Origin of the sequence: Yaniella halotolerans DSM 15476 (genome assembly GCF_000420805.1) — a bacterium.
GTDB classification, from domain to species: Bacteria; Actinomycetota; Actinomycetes; order Actinomycetales; family Micrococcaceae; genus Yaniella; species Yaniella halotolerans.
The window spans coordinates 44,253-63,954 of record NZ_ATVQ01000001.1; the positions used below are offsets into that span (position 1 = coordinate 44,253).

The window sequence follows — 19,702 nt, forward strand, 5'->3', positions numbered from 1 at the left end:
AGCCTCTAGCTATCGTAGAGGGCTTGCGGCCTAGTTCAAAGCTTTTGAACCTATCGCAGACTAACTAACGGTTAGCCAGTTGATCGCCACGGCTGAAGCCCTGGCTTTGCTGTTGTTGCTGTGCGTAGCGATGTGCCAGCTCGGCGGGAATAGTGTCTGGGATCTGCACTGCTTCTTCAACGGCAATACGATCGGACACCTCGCGGAGCATCACAGACAGTGGAATATCGAGTGCTGCAGTGATTGCACTGAGCAGTTCAGAGGATGCTTCTTTCTGACCGCGCTCTACTTCGGAGAGGTATCCCAGAGATACGCGTGCATCGTGCGATACCTCACGCAGAGTACGTCCTTGGCGTTGACGAACGTCACGCAAAACGTAGCCGATCTCTTCGCGCAGCACTGGCAGGGTGGGCTCCTTGGATTCGTTTTGCTGGCTCAACGATTCGCCAGCTTTCAGCCAACGAGTTACACCATTTACGACAACCGGTTCTCTCATCATATTTAACCACCATCTCCTGTATTTACATGAATCCCTGCTGGAGGAGCATGGGGACTCTAAGACCTTCCACCATTACACAACACACGTGTTGTCGAATTTGTTCCCGGAGGGATCAAATTATTTAAAATTTCTTTCAAATTGGTGTTCTATGTGATACAACGCACATGGCTTCGGTCTCTACGGCACCACGTCTGCGCTTCGTGAAGATATGCTCAACCACGTTGTTCGAACCATTCTGCCATTAGCTTGAGGCTTGCGGCTACCGTCGAACGTCGTATTTTTTCACGGTTGCCGGCAAAACGTAACAACTTGGCATATGTCCCATCAGGTGTAGCCAGTGCAATGAACACGATGCCGACCGACTTACCCTCGGATGGCTCCGGCCCTGCAACGCCTGTCGTTGCGATACCTAAGTCGGTATCCAGACGATCTCGTGCACCACGGGCCATTTGTTTTGCGGTTTCAGCATCTACTGCGCCCCGAGCTGCGAGGGTATCCGCAGACACACCCAGTAGTCGGTGTTTAATGGTGTTGTTGTAAGCGACCACACCACCGTGCAAGACGGCTGAGGCTCCGGCTACATCAGCGATCGTTGAGCTCAACATACCTGCTGTGAGTGACTCTGCAGTCGCAACGGTCAGATTCTTTTTTCTTAACTGTGCAACAATCTGTTCGGCGTCGTAGCTGTCAATCATACCCGCTCGCTTTACTTATCGGTCTGAGACTCTTCTTTCGGCGCAGTTGCGGCTTTGAAGACGTAGTCTAGTCCGGTCACGAGTGTTACAGCTAGCGCTGCAATCACGATGGCCCAGCCGAACCATAGCCACCATTCACCTATAAACGTGGCCAGTGGCAAAAGTAGCGCCAGAATCGCAGCTGTCTGCAGCACAGTCTTAATTTTGCCCCCGCGGCTGGCCGGTAACACACGGGTTTGAAGCATCATTAGACGCATGACTGTGATGCCCCATTCCCGAAGCAAAATCACAATGGTGATCCACCACCAGATCTCGCCTAGGAGCGACATCGTGATCCATGCAGCACCGGTCAAAAACTTGTCTGCAATTGGATCTGCAATTTTGCCAAAATTTGTTACTAGTCCCTTAGCGCGGGCTATGTCACCATCAAGTTTGTCGGTGTACATAGCTACTGCAAATATGGCAACAGCAATCCACCGAGCCTGCATTGACTCTTCGCCAAAGGTACCTGATTCCCATAAGGCCCAAATAAAAAATGGGACCAGAAATATGCGAATACTGGTGAGCACATTGGGTAGATTCAATGCACTTACCTGCCCGTTAGCTGCCATGCGTCCTCGGATTCACTGTCATCTGTTGGGTCATAATAATCTGGGATATCGGTCTCTACGGGGCTATCGAACGCCTGTGATCCAGTATCGTCTGTATGGTCGGCCATCGGCTTGGTGTCTTCACCTTTTATATTGCCAATAACTTCTGCTAGCTCTTCTGGCTTCACCAAGACATCACGTGCCTTGGAACCCTCTGATGGTCCAACAACACCGCGGGACTCCATGAGGTCCATAAGTCGACCGGCACGGGCAAATCCGACGCGTAGTTTACGTTGCAGCATTGAAGTTGAACCGAATTGTGAGGTGACAACAAGTTCCACAGCTTGCAACAAGTCTTCAAGGTCATCTCCGATGTCTTCATCGATCACCTTGGCCTGTTTCTCAGGTAAGACGTCCTCGCGGTATTGAACCTGCATCTGGGACTTCACATGATCAACTACATCACGGATTTCAGATTCGTTGACCCAAGCGCCTTGGACACGCATTGGTTTGGACATACCCATGGGTAGGAATAAGGCATCACCTTGTCCTAACAGTTTTTCCGCACCGGGTTGGTCCAGTACCACTCTGGAGTCGGTGACTGAAGAAGTGGAGAAAGCCATCCGTGAAGGAACGTTTGCTTTAATCAAACCAGTCACGACGTCAACGGAAGGCCGCTGGGTAGCCAGGACCAGGTGGATTCCTGCCGCACGGGCCAACTGTGTGATACGCACGACGGCGTCTTCCACATCTCGCGGAGCGACCATCATGAGGTCTGCGAGCTCATCAATAATAACGAGCAGGTACGGGTACGGCTTCAGTTTGCGTTTCGAATCCGGTGGAAGAACAACTTTGCCAGCACGCACGGCGTTGTTGAAATCATCGATGTGTTTAAACCCGAAGTGGGCAAGATCATCGTATCGGGTGTCCATTTCATCAACCACCCACTGCAGCACTTCAGATGCTTTCTTGGGGTCCGTGATGATCGGTGTGACCAAGTGCGGAACGCCTTGGTAAGCGGTAAGTTCAACGCGCTTTGGATCCACTAAGACCATGCGAACATCATCCGGGGTGGCACGCATCAGGATCGACGTGATCAAGGAGTTCACGAACGCCGATTTACCAGCACCGGTGGCACCTGCAACCAAGAGGTGCGGCATTTTGGCCAGGTTGGCCATGACGTAACCGCCTTCAACGTCTTTACCAACGCCCATGACCATGGAATGCTCGGTCTTACGTGCTGCGTTGGAACGGAGCACGTCGCCGAGGGCAACGATTTCTTTATCGGTGTTGGGAATTTCTACACCGATGGCTGACTTGCCTGGAATTGGTGAGAGAACTCGAACGTCGGTAGAAGCAACCGCATAGGCAATGTTGCGTTCAAGGTTCGTAACCTTCTCCACCTTGGTCCCGGGAGCTACTTCAACTTCATAGCGTGTGACCGTTGGTCCACGCGAGAAACCGGTCACTTCGGCTTCGACTTTGAATTGTTTGAACACGGTGTCGAGCGCGGCAACGACACGGTCATTGACCTCAGACCTGTCTTTAGCCGGCGGCCCTTGCGGAAGCATCTCCATACTGGGCAACGTATAGGTAACGTCACCGTCGAGTTCCAGCTGTTCAGAACGGGCGGGGATAGTCGGCAAGTCTGCGACAGGTTTGGCAACTTCAGCAGCTGCGACTGCGGGTTTTTCCTCCCCTAATCCTGCTTCATCACGTGCTTGCTGTAGGGCAATTTCATCCGCCGTTGGACGGCGTACACCCGGCCGGACAGCAGGTTCTTGCGCTTCTTCGGCGCCGTCGTGTTCCCCACCTACAGCCTCTGTAGTTGAGTCAGCAGATTCTTCATCTTCAAAGAGCGACCCAAAGTCCATGACTTGGGTTTGTTTATTAGCTTGAGGACGAGATACCGGTGCCGGTTCCGCCTCAACATCACCAAGGATTTCGACGGCTGGGACAGCTTCTTCATCGTCAATAATCGCGGAAGCAAAGGCTTCGTCACCGGCTAGAGAATGGCCCTCATCGTCGGTTTTCGCCGAAGATTTTGCGCCGAATAGTCGTGCGAAGAAGCCAGGCTGTTTGGTCTTGGCTTCGGGCTGACGCTCGCGCTGGTAGAGATACGACTGATCGTGACCGGTGTTTGGGTGCTCTGTTTCAGTTCCATCGGCGTCACGACCAGCAGTACTGTCTGCGGCATCTTGGCCCGTCAACCATTGGTAGGAACCCACAATGCGGGCAGGGATTCTGCCGACTGGTGTCGCGGTAATCACGAGCACCGAGAAGAAGGCAACGACAACGCTGAGTACCCACACTGGTACAGGTGTCACCAGTGTGGCTAGTGGATCCACGACGAGGTACCCGACGACTCCCCCGGAGGTGAGTTTTTCTTCGAGCGTTGCTCCCATAGAGGGGTTGTCAAAAATCAACTGGCTGATACTCGAGCCTGAGATTGTGGCGAAAAGTAAACCAAAAAAGATTCGCCCGTTGGCACTATGTTCCTGGGGAAAGCGGAAAAATCGTACGGCGATGACCAGTAAAACCATCGGCAATAGAATGGAAAACCAGCCGAAAGTACCCGCCACGACATGATAGATGAAGGATCCCACGGCTGGGTCGCTGGCCGGTGCCCACCAGAACGTCCAAGCGATAATCAACGCGAGAATCAGTACGAAGAATCCAGTGCCATCACGGCGATTCTCCACCGGGATGGCAACGTCTGGTCCCATTTTCCGCACTGCGGCGCCGAACGGTGTGGCAAGGGCAGACCAAAGTCGCGTGACCGCCCGGACCACCCACGGTTGGGTCGTCTCGGTTACGTTATAAGGGGTCTCTTCCGTCGTCTCAGTCGTCTTTTTCGATTTCGAATTAGACTTCTTATTCGACGAACGGGCTGGGGAAGTTCGTGTCGCCATACCGTCTAGGCTACCGCTTTTGAGCAATTAAGGTCGCATCGAGGCGAAATTTAGACAAAAATTTACGCTTCAATGACGATTGGAACGATCATGGACCGGCGTCGTAGTTTACGTGCAACCCATGAGCCCAGAGTGCGACGCATCATTTGTTGGAGCTGGTGTGTGGAGTGTTCCTTCTCCGATGCGGCTGCATCTTCCAGTGCCTTAACAAGCTTGGGCTTGATCGCGTCAAACACACCATTGTCCTCCGCAACCCCGCGGAAGTGTATCTCTGGGCCGGAGATAACAGTGCGCGTGTCACGATCGATAACCGCAATAACAGAGATGAAGCCTTCTTCACCCAGCACCTGACGGTCTTTGAGATCGTCTTCGGTCACAGCACCGATAGAACGTCCATCGACATACACATACTCGGAAGCAATCTCCCCCACTTGTCGGGCAACACCGTCGGCAAGATCAATGACGCCACCGTCACCCGTCACAATCACGTGTTCTCTGTCCACGCCTGTTGCTTCTGCGATTCTGGCATTTGCCATCAGGTGACGGTACTCACCGTGAATCGGCATGACGTTCTTTGGCTTGACGATGTTGTAGCAGTACAGCAACTCACCTTCCGAAGCGTGTCCTGATACGTGTACGTGGGCGTTGCCTTTGTGAATGACGTTGGCGCCCAGCTTCATTAGCCCGTTGATGATACGGGTGATAGCGTTCTCGTTCCCTGGAATCATTGAGGAAGCCAGAATGACGAGGTCGTCTTCTTGAATAGTGATTTGACGGTGCTCGTCGTTGGCCATGCGTGAAAGAGCGGCCATAGGCTCACCTTGCGAACCCGTCGACATCAGCACGACTTCGTGATCTTCATAGTCGTTCACATGCTTAAGTTCGATCACGGTGTTTGCAGGAATATCTAAGTAGCCCAGTTTGGATGCAATGCCCATGTTATTGACCATCGACCGGCCAACGAAGGCGACCTTGCGTCCGTGTTTGACCGCGGCATTGAGTACTTGTTGCACTCTGTGAATATGCGAAGCGAAGGACGCGACAATGACACGGCGTTGTGCTTGACCAATATACTGGTCAATGACGGGTCCGATGTCTTTCTCCGTCGGGGTGAATCCGGGTACTTCAGCATTGGTGGAGTCTGTCATGAACAGATCCACACCTTCTTCGCCGAGTCTCGCAAAGGCTCGAAGGTCTGTAATGCGACCATCGAGCGGCAGCTGATCCATTTTAAAGTCACCGGTGTGCAGGATCGTGCCCGCCTCAGTGCGGATAGCAATCGCTAGGGAGTCAGGGATGGAGTGGTTCACCGCCACGAACTCTAAATCAAACGGGCCGAGCTGCTCGCGCCCACCATCATGTGCCTCTAGCGTCAGTGGCTTGATCCGATGCTGCTGGAGTTTAGATTCCACGAGTGCAAGCGTCAGTTGCGAACCGATAAGCGGAATATCCGGATTCAAACGCAACAGATACGGAACTGCACCAATGTGGTCCTCATGTCCGTGTGTCAGCACAATCGCCACGATGTCGTGCAACCGGTGTTTGATGTAGTCAAAATCAGGCAGGATCACATCGATGCCGGGTTGAACTTCTTCGGGGAACAAGACGCCAGCATCGACAACAAGGAGCTTCCCGTTGATCTCGAAGACCGTCATGTTGCGACCAATATCGCCAAGTCCTCCCAGCGGCACGATACGACAGGTACCGTTTTGCAGTTTTGGTGGATGGGCTAGTTCTTGGTTTTCGGTCATGGTCGCGATTTTCCTCCGTAAAATTTCGTGAAGTGTGGGTTGTGGGGGTCTGCTTCGCAGATGTCAGATTGCCATACCGGCCTCGGCTAGGTCTGCCTTGATGATGGCCTCTTCTTCAGCAGTTGCCGCTATAAGTGGTAGGCGTACCCGTGCAGAAGGGATAATGCCCTGCCACTGCAACACGGTTTTCGCAGCGACGGCCCCCTGAATATGCGTCATGACAGCGCGCTGGATCGGATCAAGCTCAAAGTGTTTCTGACGTGCGGTCGCGAAATCACCGGCGTTCGCTGCATCAACTAACTCACGGTAGGTGCGAGGTGCGGCATGACCTGACACAGACACCACGCCGACTGCACCGGCCGCCATCAACGGTAATGTCAACCCATCGTCACCTGAATAGACTGCTAAATCCGTGTTGGCTAACACCAATGTGGTGGACTGGTAGTCGGATTTGGCGTCTTTGAGCGCGACGATATTTGGATGTTCTGACAAGGCAATGATTGTCTCGGGTTCGATAGGCATAACTGAGCGACCCGGAATGTCATACATCATGACTGGAAGGTCGGTTGCAGACGCAATGTATTCGAAATGTGCCTTGATGCCAGCCTGATTCGGTTTGTTGTAATACGGCGTGACAAGTAATAACCCATCAACGCCAGCGGCTTCGGCGCGTTTCGACAGGCCCGCGGAATGCATCGTGTCGTTCATTCCAGTACCGGCGAGCACTTTTGCACGCCCGCCCACGGCCTCAACGACGGCTTCAAAAACTTTGATATTCTCGTCATCGGTTAGTGTTGATGTTTCGCCTGTTGTACCAGTTACAACAAGGCCGTCGGCACCGTTATCCACCAGATAATTGGCAAGCGACTGGGCTGCATCAAGATCCAACGCACCGTCATCCGTAAACGGGGTGACCATAGCTGGAACCATGGTGCCAAGAATTGGTTCTGTCATCTTATCTCACCGCTGCTTGTTTGTAGGTTGTCTGAGCTTCTTGATCTCAGCTTACCTGTGACAATAGATGAAAACACCATAGGTCACACAAATGCAATTGTGTTGATCAACATTCGTCAGAAAGTTGCACTGCATGCGTCCACTTAATGTCCCAGGTCGAATCACTGGCCTAGATACAGCCCGTGCTGTTGCGATATTGGGTATGATCGCCACCCATATCTTTCCACTGCTGCGATCTGAGCCAGACGGGACATTATCGCCAACGTGGGTAGGTGTCTCGCTGACAGGTGTTTCTTCCGCCTTGTTCGTGGTGCTTGCCGGTGTAGGGCTCACACTGTTGACGAGGAACTCCACCGATGTGTTTACCTCGCGGATGCAACTGTCATTACGGGCAATCATCCTGATCTTGATCGGCCTAGTGTTGGGTTATGCCGGCTCGAATGTAGCCATCATTTTGGTGCACTACGGGGTTTTGTTCTTCCTGGCTATGTGGTGCATTCAGCTGTCGACACGGGCTCTGACCGCCTTGGCAGTTTCCTGGGTTGTCTTAGCACCAATATTGCACGGGGTGCTGACTCGGTTCATGCATCTTCAAACTGGCGGGTCCACCACCTATGTTGATACCTGGCGGTTATGGACGTCTCCAGCCCTGTTGGACGTGGCACAGCAACCTGGACTTTTGCTCTGGGACATCTTTTTCACGGGCTATTACCCGGTGGTCTCATTCTTCGGGTACGTGCTGCTCGGGATGGCAATCGGTCGCACCAATATGCACAAGTGGGCAATTGGAGTACGGCTATTAGGTATAGGCGTATTCAGCTATCTTGTGTGTCGCGGCCTCGCCATATGGTTGCTCACCGATACTGACTTCGCGAATCGCATCGCGCATACCACCGGGGTCCCTGTGGAGCAGCTACCGGCTATGAGCGCTACCGGTGCCGGCATTAATACTGATTTAGCTATGGGAGCGCCCCATTGGTATGGTCTGGCCGTCCCCCACTCTGGTGCTCCCCTGGATATCTATTCGACAGCTGGCGCTGCGATGGCAGTTATCGGATTTTTTTTGCTCGTGACTCGCTTGGGATTAGTGCGCAAGCTCCTCTTCCCGCTGACTGCCACCGGCATGATTGCATTAACTGCTTATGTCGTCCATGTAATCGTGACCGGTCTATGGCCAACCGATTGGAGCCAAACCCTACACGTTGGCGATCCACTATTCGCCGATGCATGGATCATGCTGATCGTGCACTGGGTCATGGTAGTAGCGATAGGAATCGTCGTGTATTTCGCTGGAGTGCGCGGCCCACTTGAGTCTTTACTCCGGAAGGTCTCTAATGTCGGATCTTCAGCAAAACGTTAGGCGCCGTGATACATGCTGATAGCGTCGCGTAGGGCTGCCCGAGCACGTTTTCGGTCCCCGGCGGCATCGTAGGCAAGACCGAGGCGATACCAGCTACGCCAGTTCTTCGGATCAGCTTCAGTTTCGCGTCGGTAATTTTCAAATTCTTGGTCGGCTGCCTCGCGGTCAATGCGCCCACGTACACGTGGCAGATTATCTTCAGGGAGTTTGCCCTCCCGCTCGAGAATACTGGCCAATTTCTCGGTATTCGCACCAAACCGGATTTCGCGGATCAGCGCCCAAATACCAGCGATCACGATCGCGACAACCGCAAAACCCAACACTTTAGCTATCCAATTATCGGCAATGATAAATGCCAGGGCGGACCACAGCGCTAAGAATGCAAAAAGTAATGTCAGCGCGGTCAGCAGCGCCACAGCTATTTTGTTTTTCATAGTGGTTAATCCAGGTCAAGGTAAGCGTCCAGGCCGTAGGACAGACCCGGTCGAGAAGCAACAGTTCGCAAGCCAAGCAGAACACCCGGCATGTAGGAGGACCGGTCAAAAGCGTCGTGCCGTAGCACTAGTTGCTGGCCGGGGGTGCCCATGAGCACTTCCTGGTGCGCTTCTAGACCTGCTAGCCGTACCGCATGCACGTTAATTCCTGCAACAGTGGCACCACGGGCATGATCGGGGTCGTGTTCTGTCGCATCTGGTGAAGGTGCGACCCCTGCCTGTTCACGGGCATCAGCAATCATTTCGGCAGTACGAACAGCCGTGCCTGACGGTGCGTCGATCTTGTTGGGGTGATGCATCTCGATGACTTCGACCGAATCAAAATAGGGCGCTGCTTGAGCTGCGAACCGAGTCGCTAGAACAGACCCAATTGAGAAATTTGGTGCGATCAGTACACCAAGATTGGGATGTTCTGCCAGCTGCTTGGCCAATGTCGTTCGCTTATCTTCGGTCCAGCCGGACGTTCCGATCACGGTATGTAGGCCGTTGTTGATCGCGTATTCCACGACCTGAGAGGAAACGTTCGGGACGGTCAAGTCGAGCACGTGGGTTGCGCCAGCTGCACAGATATCGTCCAGTGGATGCTTCGAGGAGAGTTTCGCAACGAGTTCCATGTCGTCAGCTGCGTTTACGGCATCAATGGCATACTGCCCCATTTTTCCGGTTGCGCCTACCAACGCTACTTTGACGGGGTCTTGTGCAGAATCTTTTTCAGTGGACATATCGCCTAGCTTAGTCAATGTTGTGCGTGCTGCGCCTAGCGCAGCAGCTGTGGGCTATGTTTTGAACGGCAAAACGCCGGACCAAATGCTATGTTCGGCCCGGCGTTTTGTGCTGTCAGAAGGCTTTAGCCTTCTTCACCGTCTTCATCGATGACGGGTACCAGCGAAAGTTTGCCGCGGTCATCAACCTTGGCGATTTCGACCTGCAGTTTGCTGCCGACTGCAACGATGTCGTCAACTTCATCAACGCGCTTGCCGTCATTGAGTTTCCGCAGTTCGGAGATGTGCAGCAGCCCATCTTTACCCGGGGTCAGGGAGATGAAGGCACCGAAGCTGGTGGTCTTGACCACGGTGCCGAGGTAGCGTTCACCTGCCTCTGGAACCTGTGGGTTCGCGATCGCGTTAATGGTATCGCGGGCTTCTTCTGCTGCTTTGCCTTCGGCCGATCCAATCAGCACGGTGCCGTCATCTTCAATGCTGATGTCTGCACCGGTGTCTTCTTGGATCTGGTTGATCATCTTTCCCTTGGGCCCAATGACCTCACCAATCTTGTCGACCGGGATCTTGACCGAGAGGATACGTGGAGCGGTTGGGCTCATGTCGTCTGCTTCATCAATCACGGAGTCCATAACTGACAGGATGTGCAGACGTGCTTCACGTGCCTGGGTCAATGCCGCTGCCAGGACATCGGCTGGGATGCCGTCAAGTTTGGTGTCCAGCTGAATAGCAGTAATGAAGTCCTTGGTACCGGCGACTTTGAAGTCCATATCGCCCATGGCGTCTTCAGCACCCAAGATGTCAGTCAGCGCGGCATAACGTGTTTCGTTGTTCACGGTGTCTGACACGAGGCCCATAGCAATACCTGCAACAGATGCACGCAGCGGTACACCGGAGTTGAATAGGGATAACGTCGAGGCACAGACCGAGCCCATTGACGTTGAGCCGTTGGAGGCTAGTGCTTCGGATACCTGGCGGATCGCGTAGGGGAATTCCTCACGAGAAGGCAACACTGGCAAGATGGCGCGTTCGGCTAGTGCACCGTGACCGATTTCGCGACGTTTTGGTGATCCAACGCGTCCGGTCTCCCCTACCGAGTATGGCGGGAAGTTGTAGTGGTGCATGTAGCGTTTCGAGGTTTCTGGGCTCAGGGAGTCCAGTTGCTGTTCCATTTTGAGCATGTTTAGGGTGGTCACACCCATGATCTGCGTTTCGCCACGTTCGAAGATTGCTGAGCCGTGGACGCGCGGCAGAACTTCTACTTCCGCGGTCAACTGGCGAATATCGGTGAGCCCGCGACCGTCGATACGTACTTGTTCTGTCAGAACGCGCTGACGCACGATGTGGCGAGTGACCGCACCGTAAGCTTTGACGATCTCGTCTTGACGCTCAGCGTATGGTTTGCCTTCACCTGCAAGTGCTTCAACAACTTCCTGATGGTACTCATCAGAGGCTGCTTCGCGCTCCTGTTTGTCGGCAATCGAGAAGATCTCAGCCAAACGGGTTCCGGCGTAATCCTTGACGGCGTCGAAAGCGTCTTGTTCAAACGCCACGAACCGTGGGATTTCAACCGGTGCTTTAGCAGCACGGTCGGCCAGGTCTGCCTGCGAGTCGCATAGAACCTTGATGAACGGTTTAGCAGCTTCGAGGCCGTCGGCAACGATTTCTTCGGTCGGGGCAGAGACACCCTTGCCGTTGATCATTTCCCAGGCGCCTTCAGGTGCTTCGGCTTCAACCATCATGACGGCGATGTCGCCATCGTCGGACATGCGGCCGGCTACCGCCATGTTGAACACAGCGTTTTGCAGCTGGGAGTACTTCGGGAACGCGACCCACTGGGTTTCGCCGTTCTCGTCAGCAATCAGTGCGATTCGGACGGCACCGATAGGACCTGCAAAGTCCATGCCCGAAAGTGTGGTGGACATCGAGGCTGCGTTGATTGCAACAGTGTCATAAACTTCGTCGGCTGCAATCGAGGTCACGGTGACAACGACCTGGACCTCATTGCGGATGCCGTCAGCAAACGCAGGGCGCAACGGGCGGTCAATCAAACGTGCCGTCAAAATGGCATCCGTTGGTGGCCGTGCTTCACGACGGAAGAAGGATCCCGGGATTTTTCCGGCTGCGTACTGACGTTCTTCAACATCAACGGTTAGCGGAAAGAAGTCAAACCCTTCACGTGGGTTCTTGCCAAAGGTGGTGGTCGATAGCATCGACGTTTCTTCGTCGATCGTCACCAAGGTTGCACCGGCTGCCTGTTTGGCCAGTCGACCGGTTTCGAAACGCACGGTACGAGTACCGTATTTGCCGTTATCAATCACGGCTTCTGCAAATTGAATTTCTGGACCTTCCATAGGTCTCCTTTCATACAATTTGCACCAAACCTGCAGGTCGGTCTTCGATCGAAGCCTCCGCAACGCGTGCTCCGGAGGCCACTGTCGAGGACCGGGACTCGGAACAGGCTTGATGCAAAATTTCTTCGGTACCAATTGGTACCAGGTTCCAGTCTAGTTAAACTTCAAGGCGGCGTCCGGTAAATTTCCCGGAGCGCCGCCCCAATGTGTGTCTCACCTTATTTGCGCAGACCCAAACGTTCGATCAATGAACGGTAACGTTCAATGTTTTCGGAGTAGAGGTACTGCAGCATACGACGACGACGACCGACCAAGGCCATGAGGCCGCGGCGGGTGTGGTGATCGTGTGGGTGATCCTTGAGGTGCGCAGTCAGATTCGAAATACGACGGGAAAGTACAGCAACCTGTACCTCCGGTGAGCCAGTGTCACCTTCATGTGTGGCGTATTCTTCAATAATCTGCTGTTTTACTTCACGGGAAATCGACATGAGAAACTCCTTGAGAGTTGTACCGCGATCAGTCAAAGGCCGAAGGTTCGGCCGGTGCCGCCACCGCGGACCGCAGCGTACACCAAGGCTTCACAATACCACCTTCACGCCAAAGCGCCCAACTCAGTTCGCTGCATACGCCATGCGGAAGTCACATATGGAATACGGATCATAGTGTTTTGTTCGTATCCCTGGTGTTCCAGCAGATACCAATTGAGGTTGTCATGCATGCGCTGTCGCTGTTTGTCGTGCGTCCGGAGATAAAACGCGCGGGACATCATAAGGTGGTGAATTTGTTCAACGCTCAGCAATTGTTCCCAGCACCACCACTTCCCTACCGGTTGGGTAAAGCGAGAAGTCACTTCTGGTGGGTGTTCCGCGGGATGAATGTCTCCGGAATGCATGATCTTGCAGAGCCGCAAAACCCAGGCTTCGGAAGTATCTATCTGATGGTGCACGATGCCAAATACACCGTCTTCGGTAAGCAGCTCGGCGGCTTTCTGGCACCCTTGTACGGTATCGATCCAGTGCCATGCCTGCGCAGCGACCACGAGTTGGGCTTGTGCTTGCCGCTGTGCGGTGTTGAGCTCCTCTACTTGGGTGACTACCGTTTCAACCTCCGGGTGTTCACGCGCGAGGACAGACAGCATGTTAGCGGCTGGATCAACGGCCACCACATCCCATCCAGCTGCAACAAGTTGTGCTGTAAAGAGGCCGGTCCCGGCGCCGAGGTCTACAGCTAGACCTGGTTGCTGCTGGGTCAGGAACTCGAGTATTTCAGGCTGATAGCCGGGGCGTACGCCATGATAGATATCTGCTTGGTCAGTATCAAAGGCCAGGGTATACCGGTTACGGGTGTCGAGGCTAAGTTTTGGCGCGACAGTGGGACGCGTAGACAATGATTTTTAACTCCGCGGTTGTGGTGCATCTATTTCGGGAGCTTTGCCAGATAAGACCTCTCCTGCTTGTCGGACGTCATCATCCATCTGTTTAATGAGATCGTCAATACCGGTGAAAGCTTTCATGCCCCGTATGCGTGCAACGAATTCAACTGCACAGTGTTGACCGTACAGATTAAAGTCTTCCAGCACTTCCCCGTCTGGCCGATCAAAAATATGGGCTTCCACGGTCCGTACAACGTCGTTAAATGTGGGGTTACTCCCCACTGAAATAGCAGCGGGGAGTTGCTTCCCAACTTCATTGGTGAACCACCCCGCGTAGACTCCGTCTGCCGGAATCATGCCCTGGGAGTCTGAAGCAAAATTCGCTGTAGGAAAGCCGAGCTCACGTCCGCGGGCATGACCGTGGACAATTTCGCCTTCGACGGTGTGGTAGCGACCGAGAATACGGCTTGCCTGGGCCACTTTGCCCGCTTCGAGGGTGTCCCGTACCCATGTTGACGACCATCGCTCGGTTTCGCCGATGTCATCCACTTGGACAACTTCGAAATCATGAACTTTGCCGAGTTTGCGCAGGGTATTGATGTCCCCGGTATTTCCGGCGCCGAAGCGCGTGTCTGTCCCTACGACGACAATCTGGACGTTGAGCGCGTCGACGAGAATGTTTTCTACGAATTGCTCGGCTGTTTGTGTAGCAAAATCCAACGTGTAGTGAATGACAAGGGTGGCGTCAACGTTGCTGGATTCCAAGAGCCGAATTTTCTGGGGCAGTGAGACGATTGGCACGAGTGGTTCTTCGGGCAGGTGTACAAGCCGAGGGTGTGGGTCAAACGTTACGGCCACAGACTGCAAGTCGTGCTGTTTCGCTGTGTCATCGACGAGTTTGAGCACGGCTCGGTGCCCCCGATGTACGCCGTCAAAGTTGCCTAGCGTCACCACAGACGGCGGTGATGGCTGGGGAATTGCAGCGGTGCCTGCCCAATATTGCACTTGGTGTCTTCCTTTGCTTAGCGAGCGGTTGACTCTAGGTTAGCGGTTTGGGCGGGTGTTTATACAACCAATACAAGCCGATAATGGGTAGGACTAGGGGAATGAATCCGTAACCAATTCCGAAAGTGGACCATACTGTCGGCTCGGGAAACACTTCTGGTGTTAAAAGCGACCAGGCACCAACAATGATGACTCCCAGGAGTTCAAACCAGACGGCAAGATGAGCTATCTGCCAGGCTCGTCGACCACGTGTAGCTAAAGCAAAGGTTGCAATGATGTACACCAGACCAGAGAATCCAGAAAGGATGAACGCGACTGGCGCCTCATCGAATTTTGATAGCAGTTGGAATCCGGATCGCCACGATGCCGCCAACGCTAATATGGCGTATACCATGACGATGATACGCCCGACTCCTGTGGTACGGCCTGTGGTTTCAGCCATGCCAAATCACCTGCAATCTGTGAATCATGACCAATACGGTTGGGCCTACTGCTGCCATGACCAGATTGGACCAACGAGTTTTGTCAGTAATCCCCCAGAAAAACGCTATTGGGGGCAAGATCATTGCGGTAAAGATATATCCCCAGAACTCCCAGCCAGGACCGTTTAAAGGTATGGGTGAGAGTAGCGCGTAGACAGCGTATACCGCGAGATATAGCTCAACTGCAGCTAGCGAAAGGACTGATGAGTCTGCCGGGTAATTCCGGAAGATGGTAGCGATGATGCAGATGACCGCTGAGAGAGCACCGATGGTAGCGCCAGTAAAGAACCAGCCGTCGAGGATCATGCGGTTGCTCCGGTGATGTCTTCCATGGTGGCGAATACGATTTCTGGTTTTGCTTCGATCTTATTGGCCCGCTCGGCATCAGTGATGAGGGCAATGACCTTACCGTTGTCCAAATGTGCTGCGCTGAGCTCTGTGGAATCTGTAGCGGTGATACGCCGACCATGGACCAGGTCAGTTGCTTCGGCTTCGGTGACCGTACGAGTTGGGAACAATTTTTCGGTCGCCGTGGAAATATCAGTGTACCGGAATTCTTGTGCGAGACGTTCGAGGGTGACAGCGTCGTCGACATGATAGGGGCCGACCGCCGTCCGTCGTAAGGCGGTCAGATAACCACCTGTTTCTAGCGTTTCGCCAAGGTCTCTGGCCAAAGCCCGAATATATGTGCCGGGGGTGCACACCACTTCAACTTCGATGTCTATGGTCTTGCCGTCTTGAGCCCGCTGAATATCCTCAATGTCAAAACGGTGAATCGTGACTTCTCGAGATGGTATCTCTACGGATTCGCCTTCACGAACCCGTTGATATGCGCGTTTACCATCAATTTTGATCGCGGAAACCGCTGAGGGCACCTGTTGAATCGTTCCGGTGAGGTCGCTGATGGCCTCGTCGATATCTTCAATTGTGACAGCATTTGCTAAACGAGTTTGGACGATTTCCCCGTCTGCGTCATCTGTGGTCGTGTTGTGGCCGAGACGGATTGTTGCCCGGTATGTCTTAATGGTATCCACGATATAGGTAAGCAGCCGAGTGGCCTTGTTGAACCCGATGACCAACATTCCGGTGGCCATCGGGTCCAGCGTGCCAGCATGACCGACTTTTCGAGTACCGGCAATTTTACGGGTACGGGACACCACGTCGTGGGACGTCCAACCCGCAGGTTTATCTACCAGTATTAACCCCGAAATTAGTCCAGTCATGTGTTAGTCCTTATAAGGATCTTCGTCGCCTGCATAGGTTGCAGAATCGCGTTGAGCTGCGATTTCTGCATCCCGTGCTTTGGCTTCGCGTAGTACTTCTTCGAGTTGTGCTGCACTTTCAGGCACTGTGTCACGGATGAGTTCCAGGGTTGGAACTAGCCGGATGTTCAGGCCTCGGCCCATTTCTCGACGCAACAGGCCACGGTTTTCTTCCATGGCTTGGTGCGCGGCAGCTACAGCTTCCTCATCACCGAAGACGGTGTAGTACACGCTTGCTTGTTGCAGGTCGTTCGTAACCCGTGCTTCTGTGAGGGTGACATTGTCGATTCGGTCATCCTTCACCGTTTTCTGCAACGCTTCGGCAAGGATGACTTTGATTCGCTGTGCCAACCTTGCGGCACGTGTGCGATCTGCCATTGTAGATCTCCTGTGGTGTGGGCCTGCGGTGCCCAATGTGGACACCGCAGGCTTGCAAGTTAGTCGCGTGGCTTCTCTTGCATCTCGTAGTTTTCGATGATGTCGCCCTCGCGGATGTCGTTGCTCTTACCGAGTCCGATACCGCATTCGAAGCCTTCGCGAACTTCGGTGACATCGTCGGTGAAGCGACGTAGCGACGTAATCGTCACGTTATCGCCGACCACCTTGCCATCACGCAGCAACCGGGCCTGGGTGTTGCGACGCATAATGCCTGATGAAACCATCGAACCGGCAATAGTACCGGCCTTCGATGAGCGGAAAATCTCGCGGACTTCGGCGCGGCCGAGGACCACTTCTTCGTAAATTGGCTTGAGCATGCCCTTGAGTGCCAGTTCGATGTCGTCAATAACGTCGTAGATGACATTGTAGAAGCGCATATCGACGCCTTCTTCATCAGCGATTTCGTTGACGCGTTCTGCTGGGCGAACGTTGAATCCGATGATGATCGCATTATCAACAGTAGCCAGGTTGACGTCGTTCTGTGTGATGGCACCGACACCGCGGTGGATAACACGCAGTTGAACTTCGTCTTCACCGCCAACATCAACCTGCATAAGCGAATCTTCAAGTGCTTCAACCGGACCGGATGCGTCACCCTTAATAATGAGGTTGAGCGTATCCAGTTTGCCTTCGGCAACAGCCTGGTCAAACTCTTCGAGCGTGATGCGTTTACGGCGGCGGGCCAGTGTTGCGTTTCGCTTGACTGTCTCGCGACGCTCCGCGATTTGCCGGGCGGTGCGTTCGTCGTTGGTTACCAAGAAGACGTCGCCTGCACGGGGCACGCTGGACAGACCAAGGACCTGTACCGGGCGTGACGGGAGTGCTTCGCTAACGTTTTCGCCATATTCGTCGAACATTGCACGGACACGGCCGTGTGCGTCTCCGACCACGACGGTATCCCCTACGCGGAGAGTACCGGTTTGGACGAGTACGGTCGCAACGGGGCCTCGACCGCGGTCGAGGTTTGCCTCAATGGCTACACCACGTGCATCACGATCTGGGTTTGCGTTGAGTTCCAGTGCCGCGTCGGCGGTCAAAAGGACCGATTCCAGCAGTCCGTCAATATTCTGGTTCTTCAGGGCGGATATTTCCACGAACATGGTGTCGCCACCATATTCTTCGGGAACAAGGCCGTACTCGGAGAGCTCACCACGGATACGGTCCGGGTTCGCGCCTTCCTTATCGACCTTGTTAATGGCGACCACGATCGGTACTTCAGCCGCTTTGGCGTGGTTGAGCGCTTCAATTGTCTGCGGCATCACACCGTCGTCAGCTGCTACTACGAGCACGGCGATGTCAGTAACTTTGGCACCGCGAGCACGCATAGCTGTAAACGCCTCGTGACCCGGGGTGTCAATGATAGTCACCGAACGGTTTTTGCCTTCGTGCTCGACATCAACCTGGTAAGCACCGATGTGCTGGGTAATGCCCCCGGCTTCAGATTCACGAACGCGTGCTTTACGGATAGCGTCCAATGTACGAGTCTTACCGTGGTCGACGTGACCCATCACAGTCACCACAGCTGGACGAGCGATCATGTCTTCCGCTGCGTCTTTGTCATCGAGATCGATGTCGAAGTCGTCAAGGATTTCGCGGTCTTCGTCTTCGGGCGAGACAATCTCGACCTGATAGCCGATCTCGGCGCCCAATACCTCAAAGGTATCTTCATCCAACGACTGGTTCGTGGTAGCCATTTCACCGAGGTGGAATAGGACCGTCACAAGTGCTGCTGGATCTGCCTTAATCTTGTCCGCAAGATCAGCAATAGAGGAACCACGGCGAAGGCGAATAACAGTAGTGCCATCACCTTTCGGAACCTTCACACCACCGATTACCGGTGCCTGTTGATGCTGATCGTCTTGACGCTGACGCTTCTTGGAGCGGCGACGACGACCGGTCTGTGGACCACGGCCGAATGCGCCCTGCGGCGAACCGCGACCGGGGCCACGACGTGGACCGCCACCACCGCGACGAGGTCCACCACGGCCAGCATCTGCTGGCGTAGGTTTCTGAATCTGATCAGGCATCATTGCCGGTGTTGGGCGTGGACCTGACTCACGTGGCTGCTGTGGCTTGGCACCTGATTTTTGACCTGGCTTTGGTCCTGATTTTGCAGGGCCCTTGCTTGGTCCAGGTTTTGGAGCTCCACGTCCTGCTGGTCGTGGACCTCCACCGTGCTCTTGGCGCATACCTTGCTGTGGAGCGAACGGGTTGTTTCCAGGACGTGGTCCCCCACCGCGTGGGCCAGGCCGTGGCGCGGTCGTGTCTTGTTTTGTCTGGAAAGGGTTGTTTCCAGGACGTGCTTGTCCTGGTTTTGGAGCAGGCTTTGGACCTGGTTTCGGTGCGGCCGGTTTTGGCGCCGCGGACTTTGCCGCTGGTTTTGGCGCAGCCGGTTTTGCATCAGACTTCGGCGCTGCAGGTTCGGCTTCAGGTTTTGGATCCGCAGGTTTCGCAGCCGCTTTTGGTGCGGCCGGTTTTGCGGCAGGCTGCGGTGCTGCCGGCTTTGGATCTTCTGCCGGGGCTTCTGGTTGTTCCGTTTTAGACGCAGCAGGCTTAGCCGGTTTTGGTTTAGGAGCAGCAGGCTTGGCCGCCTGCGGCTTGGCAGCCGGTTTCGGTTTCTCCGCTGGTGCCGCATTTTCAAATTCGGCACGTAGGCGTTTCACCACCGGTGGTTCGATAGTTGAGGACGCTGAAGATACAAACTCGCCAATTTCTTCAAGTTTGCTCAGCGCCTCGCGGGAAGGAATCCCAAGTTGCTTGGCAACTTCGTGGACGCGCAATTTCGCCACGATTCTCCTGTTCTGGCTGAATCGTG

Annotated in this window: 18 protein-coding genes; 1 reads left to right on the forward strand and 17 read right to left on the reverse strand. The window is 54.2% G+C overall.

Annotation, left to right across the window (positions count from 1 at the left end):
• Positions 1-64: 64 nt before the first annotated feature.
• The 6 genes from G583_RS0100215 to dapA all read right to left on the reverse strand — a co-directional run bounded on the left by G583_RS0100215 (position 65) and on the right by dapA (position 7,401).
• Positions 65-499 (reverse strand): helix-turn-helix domain-containing protein, encoded by a 435-nt coding sequence (locus G583_RS0100215; protein ID WP_022869176.1) that lies wholly within the window; start codon positions 497-499, stop codon positions 65-67.
• 212 nt (positions 500-711) lie between these two features.
• Positions 712-1,194, reverse strand: coding sequence for a CinA family protein (locus tag G583_RS0100220; protein ID WP_022869177.1), 483 nt, complete (start codon positions 1,192-1,194; stop codon positions 712-714).
• Positions 1,195-1,205: 11 nt separating this feature from the next.
• Positions 1,206-1,805, reverse strand: a complete 600-nt coding sequence (gene pgsA / locus G583_RS13275) for a CDP-diacylglycerol--glycerol-3-phosphate 3-phosphatidyltransferase (RefSeq protein WP_022869178.1) — start codon at positions 1,803-1,805, stop codon at positions 1,206-1,208.
• On the reverse strand, positions 1,784-4,696 hold the full coding sequence (locus G583_RS0100230) for an FtsK/SpoIIIE family DNA translocase (protein ID WP_029629111.1): 2,913 nt from the start codon (positions 4,694-4,696) through the stop codon (positions 1,784-1,786). Before G583_RS0100230 ends, pgsA begins: the two co-directional genes overlap by 22 nt.
• A gap of 62 nt (positions 4,697-4,758) precedes the next feature.
• Positions 4,759-6,447 carry a ribonuclease J gene (locus G583_RS0100235; RefSeq protein ID WP_022869180.1) on the reverse strand — a complete coding sequence of 563 codons (1,689 nt, stop codon included), beginning with the start codon at positions 6,445-6,447 and terminating at the stop codon, positions 4,759-4,761.
• A gap of 63 nt (positions 6,448-6,510) precedes the next feature.
• Entirely contained in the window at positions 6,511-7,401 is an 891-nt protein-coding gene (gene dapA / locus G583_RS0100240) for a 4-hydroxy-tetrahydrodipicolinate synthase (protein ID WP_022869181.1), read from the reverse strand.
• A 133-nt stretch (positions 7,402-7,534) separates the two neighbouring features.
• Here dapA and G583_RS0100245 point away from each other — a divergent pair, with 133 nt between their 5' ends.
• Positions 7,535-8,761 carry a heparan-alpha-glucosaminide N-acetyltransferase domain-containing protein gene (locus G583_RS0100245; protein ID WP_022869182.1) on the forward strand — a complete coding sequence of 409 codons (1,227 nt, stop codon included), beginning with the start codon at positions 7,535-7,537 and terminating at the stop codon, positions 8,759-8,761.
• Here G583_RS0100245 and G583_RS0100250 read toward each other — a convergent pair.
• The 11 genes from G583_RS0100250 to infB form a co-directional block, all read right to left on the reverse strand.
• Positions 8,758-9,195, reverse strand: a complete 438-nt coding sequence (locus G583_RS0100250; RefSeq protein ID WP_022869183.1) for a tetratricopeptide repeat protein — start codon at positions 9,193-9,195, stop codon at positions 8,758-8,760. The genes G583_RS0100245 and G583_RS0100250 overlap by 4 nt on opposite strands.
• Before the next feature lie 5 nt (positions 9,196-9,200).
• Complete coding sequence (gene dapB, locus G583_RS0100255; RefSeq protein ID WP_022869184.1) at positions 9,201-9,977, reverse strand: 4-hydroxy-tetrahydrodipicolinate reductase; 777 nt, start codon at positions 9,975-9,977, stop codon at positions 9,201-9,203.
• Between the two features lie 125 nt (positions 9,978-10,102).
• Positions 10,103-12,328 (reverse strand): polyribonucleotide nucleotidyltransferase, encoded by a 2,226-nt coding sequence (locus G583_RS0100260; RefSeq protein WP_022869185.1) that lies wholly within the window; start codon positions 12,326-12,328, stop codon positions 10,103-10,105.
• A 218-nt stretch (positions 12,329-12,546) separates the two neighbouring features.
• A complete protein-coding gene (rpsO, locus tag G583_RS0100265) occupies positions 12,547-12,816 on the reverse strand; it encodes a 30S ribosomal protein S15 (RefSeq protein ID WP_022869186.1) in 270 nt (89 codons plus the stop codon).
• 104 nt (positions 12,817-12,920) lie between these two features.
• Positions 12,921-13,715, reverse strand: a complete 795-nt coding sequence (locus tag G583_RS13280) for a class I SAM-dependent methyltransferase (protein ID WP_022869187.1) — start codon at positions 13,713-13,715, stop codon at positions 12,921-12,923.
• Positions 13,716-13,721: 6 nt separating this feature from the next.
• A complete protein-coding gene (locus G583_RS0100275) occupies positions 13,722-14,705 on the reverse strand; it encodes a bifunctional riboflavin kinase/FAD synthetase (protein ID WP_022869188.1) in 984 nt (327 codons plus the stop codon).
• A gap of 34 nt (positions 14,706-14,739) precedes the next feature.
• Positions 14,740-15,147, reverse strand: a complete 408-nt coding sequence (locus tag G583_RS0100280) for a hypothetical protein (protein WP_022869189.1) — start codon at positions 15,145-15,147, stop codon at positions 14,740-14,742.
• Complete coding sequence (locus G583_RS0100285) at positions 15,140-15,493, reverse strand: hypothetical protein (protein ID WP_022869190.1); 354 nt, start codon at positions 15,491-15,493, stop codon at positions 15,140-15,142. The genes G583_RS0100280 and G583_RS0100285 overlap by 8 nt, the downstream gene beginning before the upstream one ends.
• Positions 15,490-16,410 carry a tRNA pseudouridine(55) synthase TruB gene (gene truB, locus G583_RS0100290; RefSeq protein ID WP_022869191.1) on the reverse strand — a complete coding sequence of 307 codons (921 nt, stop codon included), beginning with the start codon at positions 16,408-16,410 and terminating at the stop codon, positions 15,490-15,492. Before truB ends, G583_RS0100285 begins: the two co-directional genes overlap by 4 nt.
• Positions 16,411-16,413: 3 nt before the next feature.
• Positions 16,414-16,827: a 30S ribosome-binding factor RbfA gene (rbfA, locus tag G583_RS0100295; protein ID WP_022869192.1), complete on the reverse strand. Its 414-nt coding sequence runs from the start codon at positions 16,825-16,827 to the stop codon at positions 16,414-16,416.
• Positions 16,828-16,886: 59 nt separating this feature from the next.
• The gene (gene infB, locus G583_RS0100300) at positions 16,887-19,676 is read right to left on the reverse strand and encodes a translation initiation factor IF-2 (protein ID WP_022869193.1); all 2,790 of its coding nucleotides are present in this window, start codon (positions 19,674-19,676) and stop codon (positions 16,887-16,889) included.
• Positions 19,677-19,702 lie beyond the last annotated feature (26 nt).

Bases quoted from the DNA above. Each gene is read 5' to 3' on its own strand.
- truB (WP_022869191.1), bottom strand. From the start codon at position 16,410: ATGACTGGACTAATTTCGGGGTTAATACTGGTAGATAAACCTGCGGGT.
- G583_RS0100285 (WP_022869190.1), bottom strand. From the start codon at position 15,493: ATGATCCTCGACGGCTGGTTCTTTACTGGCGCTACCATCGGTGCTCTC.
- G583_RS0100260 (WP_022869185.1), bottom strand. From the start codon at position 12,328: ATGGAAGGTCCAGAAATTCAATTTGCAGAAGCCGTGATTGATAACGGC.
- G583_RS0100250 (WP_022869183.1), bottom strand. From the start codon at position 9,195: ATGAAAAACAAAATAGCTGTGGCGCTGCTGACCGCGCTGACATTACTT.
- dapB (WP_022869184.1), bottom strand. From the start codon at position 9,977: ATGTCCACTGAAAAAGATTCTGCACAAGACCCCGTCAAAGTAGCGTTG.
- G583_RS0100215 (WP_022869176.1), bottom strand. From the start codon at position 499: ATGATGAGAGAACCGGTTGTCGTAAATGGTGTAACTCGTTGGCTGAAA.
- pgsA (WP_022869178.1), bottom strand. From the start codon at position 1,805: ATGGCAGCTAACGGGCAGGTAAGTGCATTGAATCTACCCAATGTGCTC.
- G583_RS0100230 (WP_029629111.1), bottom strand. From the start codon at position 4,696: ATGGCGACACGAACTTCCCCAGCCCGTTCGTCGAATAAGAAGTCTAAT.
- dapA (WP_022869181.1), bottom strand. From the start codon at position 7,401: ATGACAGAACCAATTCTTGGCACCATGGTTCCAGCTATGGTCACCCCG.
- G583_RS0100235 (WP_022869180.1), bottom strand. From the start codon at position 6,447: ATGACCGAAAACCAAGAACTAGCCCATCCACCAAAACTGCAAAACGGT.
- G583_RS0100280 (WP_022869189.1), bottom strand. From the start codon at position 15,147: ATGGCTGAAACCACAGGCCGTACCACAGGAGTCGGGCGTATCATCGTC.
- G583_RS0100220 (WP_022869177.1), bottom strand. From the start codon at position 1,194: ATGATTGACAGCTACGACGCCGAACAGATTGTTGCACAGTTAAGAAAA.
- rbfA (WP_022869192.1), bottom strand. From the start codon at position 16,827: ATGGCAGATCGCACACGTGCCGCAAGGTTGGCACAGCGAATCAAAGTC.
- rpsO (WP_022869186.1), bottom strand. From the start codon at position 12,816: ATGTCGATTTCCCGTGAAGTAAAACAGCAGATTATTGAAGAATACGCC.
- G583_RS0100245 (WP_022869182.1), top strand. From the start codon at position 7,535: ATGCGTCCACTTAATGTCCCAGGTCGAATCACTGGCCTAGATACAGCC.